The following is a 4457-nucleotide window of genomic DNA, read 5'->3' as shown; positions in this document are numbered from 1 at the left end:
CGCTAACCGCTAACCGCTAACCGCTAACCGCTAACCGCTAACCGCTAACCGCTAACCGCTAACCGCTAACCGCTAACCGCTAACCGCTATTATTTAATCAAGCTACATTATTAACCTTACATGTACCTACTTTACATTAAAAATTTTTGCTGCTAATTTAAACTACTGTTATCAGTGTGAGTTTTCAGGTTTATTGACTTAAATTGAATGTGCTGTACTTGCGTTGACTTTTGATAGTTCACATGGAGACGATTATGAAAAGTTTAAAATTACTAACGTTAGTAATAGGTTTAAGTTCTGTTGGTATTGCACAAGCAGGTGAGTCTACGGTTAAATGGCAAGATTTTGACAATTACCGCGATGTGCGTGCAGCAAATCAATCACCGGCTTCTTTTGAAAAGCAAATTACTATTAACTTTGAAAAGCATTTTGCGAAGTTAGCTGAAAAATTACCAAGTGGATATAAATTAAATGTAGAGGTTGCAGATCTTGATTTAGCAGGGGCTATCGAGTTTTCTGGCGCTAAAAAAACAAGAGTAATTCAACCATTTCATTACCCACAAATTAAGCTGTCTTACACGGTAACTAATCCGCAGGGTGAAGTTGTGAACCACGCCTCAGAAGTGTTATTAAAAGATAGAGGCTATTTAGATAAAATTAAGCGCTCAACCTCTAGAGCATTTTATTATGAAAAACGCTTAGTAACTAATTGGTTTAATTCAAAAGTTTTATCTAATATAAGTTAAATACAGCTACAAAATAAATATACAAATGCCGATAAACTTTATCGGCGTTTTTGTATTTGATGTTTACTAAATTTAACGCGGTGTTTTTTAATATTTAACTGACAACTGACAACAATTATTTAAATGTAGCGAGCAGGGTAAGTAACTGTTGCAGTTTAATAACCGCTTTTTTAAGCTTTTCTTCATCAAAACCATCAGTGCTTAAGCTTTCTACATCGGCTGCTACATCAAGTACATATGGCTTAAAACGTTTAGCTTCAAAACTAAATCCGGCATCGGCTGGGAATAAGGCTTTAAATTTACCGTGGCCTTGTTGCTGTAGTTCATCTAGTTTTTTGTCGGCATCAAGTGCTTGGCGATAAACAATTTTTAAGTTAGCGTTGAGTTGTTCAATTATAGAATCCATGGTTTTCCTAAAGCTTTGTACTGCATTGCCGATATAGTACTTGGATTACATTTAAATGTCAGGTTGATTAAGGCTTATAACGATGAATATATCAGGTGGAAATCTACCCGCTATGTCTAGCTCTGGCCAAGGTGGTGAAGTTTATACTGCTGCTTTGTCTAAAAAGCAGCAATTAGCAGATGGCGCAGCAGCACTTGCACTTATTGAAGGGGCTGCGCAAGCAACAAGTGCGCAATCACCGGCTCAGTCGGTCACTGCAACACTGGGTAACAATGTAAATATATACGTTTAAATTAGGGCGTGTTGATCTTTGCGGATTGAAATTTGTTCAATCTAGGGGCGATTAAATCGCGGCGCGAGGTTTGAAACCTAGTGGGCTAAGTAAAAACCGAGTAACAAAGAGTTCATCGCCCCTAGGAAGAACCCGAAGGGCAGCGCATGTTTGGCATTTATGCTGCGTTATCGCCTATTTATGGGGAATAACCACACTACACAGGCTCAGTCTTGCCTAAAAGCCAAACATACTGCTGCAAATTCAACCATCAAAGGTTAACACGCCCTAACTTAAGGTCGATAGGCGTTTTGCTTTTCTGACCGCCTATTTCTCTTACCAATTTAGGCACTAAAAATCCGGGCAGGGCTTCTAATAGCTCTGCCATTATTTCTATGGCCTGTGGCTCTTCTATATCAAAGTGGCTTGCGCCCTCAACCTTATCAAGCAAATATAAATAGTATGGCAGTACGTCTGCATCAAATAACGCCTCACTTAAGTTTATTTGTGCCTCAACTGTATCGTTCACTTCTTTTAAAATAACGGCTTGGTTTAATAACGTTACGCCTGCTTGCTTTAACTTTTGCATGGCTGCTTTAAACTCGTCGTCTATTTCGTTTGCATGATTTATATGGTTAATAAACACAACTTTAAGCGGTGATTGCTGCAATCTAGCGCATAGTTCATCGGTAATACGCGCAGGTATAACAACAGGCAAACGGCTGTGTATTCGCATGCGTTTAATTTGCGGTAATTGTTCAAGCTCATCTAAAAACCAACTAATGGCATCGTCTTTGGCCATAAGTGGGTCGCCACCACTTAAAATTACTTCGTTTATGTTGGCATCTGATTTTATGTAGCTCAGCGCATCAAGCAGGCTTTTTTTATTAAGCTGGTTTTCTTGATACGGGAAGTGGCGCCTAAAGCAGTAACGGCAATTTACTGCACAGCCGGTTTTAAACATAATTAAAACACGGGATTTATACTTATGTAAAAGCCCAGGCTGCTCGTTGTCTTGCTCAAGCAGTGGATCTTTATTAAAACCAGTTTTAGTTAAAAACTCTTGGTGGCGCGGCATAACTTGTAGCAATAAGGGATCGTTTACATCGCCCTTGCGCATTTTTTTTATAAACGGGACTGGCACGCGTACCGGAAATAAACTGCGGGCTTTTAGGTCGTTTTCATGGGCTTGGCTCGATAAACCGACCATTTCAAGCAAGGTTTTTGGGCAGGTAACTACATTTGCTAATTCTTTTTGCCAGTTTTTATGCAAATTTGCTTCATTTCTTTGTATCATTGGCACGTAGATTACTCGAAAAAAATTAAATAGAGGAAACGATGGCGAATTATAGCACCAACGAGTTCAAGGGCGGCCTAAAAATTATGATGGACGGCGAACCTTGCAGTATTTTAGAAAACGAAATGGTAAAACCTGGTAAGGGCCAAGCGTTTAACCGTGTTCGTATCCGTAAGCTTATTTCTGGCAAGGTACTTGAAAAAACCTTTAAATCGGGTGAATCAGTTGAAGGTGCCGATGTAATGGATACCGACTTAGCGTACCTTTACACAGACGGTGAGTTTTGGCATTTCATGAACAACGAAACATTTGAGCAGATTGCCGCTGACGAAAAAGCACTTGGCGATGCAGGTAAATGGCTAGTTGAAAACGATGTATGTACTATTACATTATGGAACGGTAGCCCAATCGCGGTTACGCCACCTAACTTTGTTGAGCTTGAGATCACTGACACTGATCCTGGCCTAAAAGGCGATACAGCGGGCACTGGTGGTAAACCTGCAACGCTTAGCACGGGTGCAGTAGTACGTGTTCCATTATTCGTACAAATTGGTGAAGTAATTAAAGTAGACACCCGTAGCGGTGAATACGTAGGCCGTGTTAAGTAAGCTTGTTTACGGTTTATAAAATCCCGGCTTAAGCTGGGATTTTTTTTGGAGAAAATATGTCAGCAACACTTTGGGCCCCAAGCGCAAGCATAGAAACCCTTAAAAAGCGCGCAGCCATACTACGAACCATTCGTGAGTTTTTTTATACGCGTAATGTAATGGAAGTAGAAACCCCTAGCTTAAGTAGCGCAAGCGTAACCGATGTGCATTTAGCGAGTTTTAATACGCAGTTTGTAGGCCCAGGCCACGCTGGAGGCTTGCCGCTTTATTTACAAACATCGCCCGAATTTGCCATGAAGCGCCTATTAGCCGCAGGCTCTGGGCCAATTTTCCAGCTTTGTAAGGCATTTAGAAATGAAGAAGCGGGTCGCCATCATAATCCCGAATTTACTATGCTTGAGTGGTACCGCCCTGGGTTTGATGAGTTTGCATTAATGGACGAGATGGATGAGCTAATGCAGCTTATTTTAAATGTAGAGCCTGCGGAGCGACTGACTTATCAACAAGCATTTGAGCAGGTGTTATCACTAGACCCATTAACAGCTACGCTTACGCAATTACAAGCACTTGCCTGCGATCATGGCTTTGCCGATATAGCTAAAAACGAAACTAATAAAGACACCTTACTGCAGCTGTTATTTTGTATGAAAGTAGAGCCAACTATTGGGCAAACTAAGCCGTGTTTTGTGTATCACTTTCCGGCGTCGCAAGCGGCACTTGCACAAATTTGTGAACACGATAACCGCGTAGCAGGGCGCTTTGAGCTCTATTATAAAAATATGGAATTAGCGAACGGCTTTAACGAGCTAACTAATGCCAAAGAGCAGGCAAAACGCTTTGATGAAGATAATGCCTACCGCGCTGCCAATGGGTTAAACCACGTGCCCATGGATAGGCGTTTAATCGCCGCGCTTGAACACGGGCTTCCAAAGTGTGCAGGCGTTGCAATGGGTATAGACAGGTTAGTTATGCTAGCCACCGAAAAAGAGACGATAAAAGAAGTCATCGCGTTTGACGTAGATAGGGCGTAATGCTTTACCTGTAGGCGTGGCTTTATGCCGCGTATTGAGTCTTAACAGCTTTGCGTGAGCAAGCTTCACGCACATTGTGTTTTAAAGTAGGCGCCTTG

The 4457-nt window shown here is 41.5% G+C and carries 6 protein-coding genes; 4 read left to right on the top strand and 2 right to left on the bottom strand.

What is annotated here, in order from left to right; genetic code table 11:
* Positions 1-254 precede the first annotated feature (254 nt).
* A complete protein-coding gene (locus tag AN389_RS19320) occupies positions 255-746 on the top strand; it encodes a DUF3016 domain-containing protein (protein ID WP_146258097.1) in 492 nt (163 codons plus the stop codon).
* Positions 747-861: 115 nt separating this feature from the next.
* Here the strand turns inward: AN389_RS19320 and AN389_RS19315 are convergent, their stop codons facing one another.
* Entirely contained in the window at positions 862-1152 is a 291-nt protein-coding gene (locus AN389_RS19315; RefSeq protein WP_055016947.1) for a hypothetical protein, read from the bottom strand.
* 82 nt (positions 1153-1234) lie between these two features.
* Here AN389_RS19315 and AN389_RS19310 point away from each other — a divergent pair, with 82 nt between their 5' ends.
* On the top strand, positions 1235-1444 hold the full coding sequence (locus AN389_RS19310; RefSeq protein ID WP_055020488.1) for a hypothetical protein: 210 nt from the start codon (positions 1235-1237) through the stop codon (positions 1442-1444).
* Positions 1445-1694: 250 nt separating this feature from the next.
* Here the strand turns inward: AN389_RS19310 and epmB are convergent, their stop codons facing one another.
* Positions 1695-2720 (bottom strand): EF-P beta-lysylation protein EpmB, encoded by a 1026-nt coding sequence (gene epmB / locus AN389_RS19305; protein ID WP_055020489.1) that lies wholly within the window; start codon positions 2718-2720, stop codon positions 1695-1697.
* 41 nt (positions 2721-2761) lie between these two features.
* Here epmB and efp point away from each other — a divergent pair, with 41 nt between their 5' ends.
* Positions 2762-3328, top strand: coding sequence for an elongation factor P (efp, locus tag AN389_RS19300; RefSeq protein ID WP_055016950.1), 567 nt, complete (start codon positions 2762-2764; stop codon positions 3326-3328).
* 56 nt (positions 3329-3384) lie between these two features.
* The gene (gene epmA, locus AN389_RS19295; protein ID WP_055020487.1) at positions 3385-4359 is read left to right on the top strand and encodes an elongation factor P--(R)-beta-lysine ligase; all 975 of its coding nucleotides are present in this window, start codon (positions 3385-3387) and stop codon (positions 4357-4359) included.
* Positions 4360-4457 lie beyond the last annotated feature (98 nt).

It is taken from the genome of Pseudoalteromonas sp. P1-7a, assembly GCF_001401855.1.
GTDB lineage: Bacteria > Pseudomonadota > Gammaproteobacteria > Enterobacterales > Alteromonadaceae > Pseudoalteromonas.
This window is presented reverse-complemented; position numbering and strand designations above follow the sequence as displayed.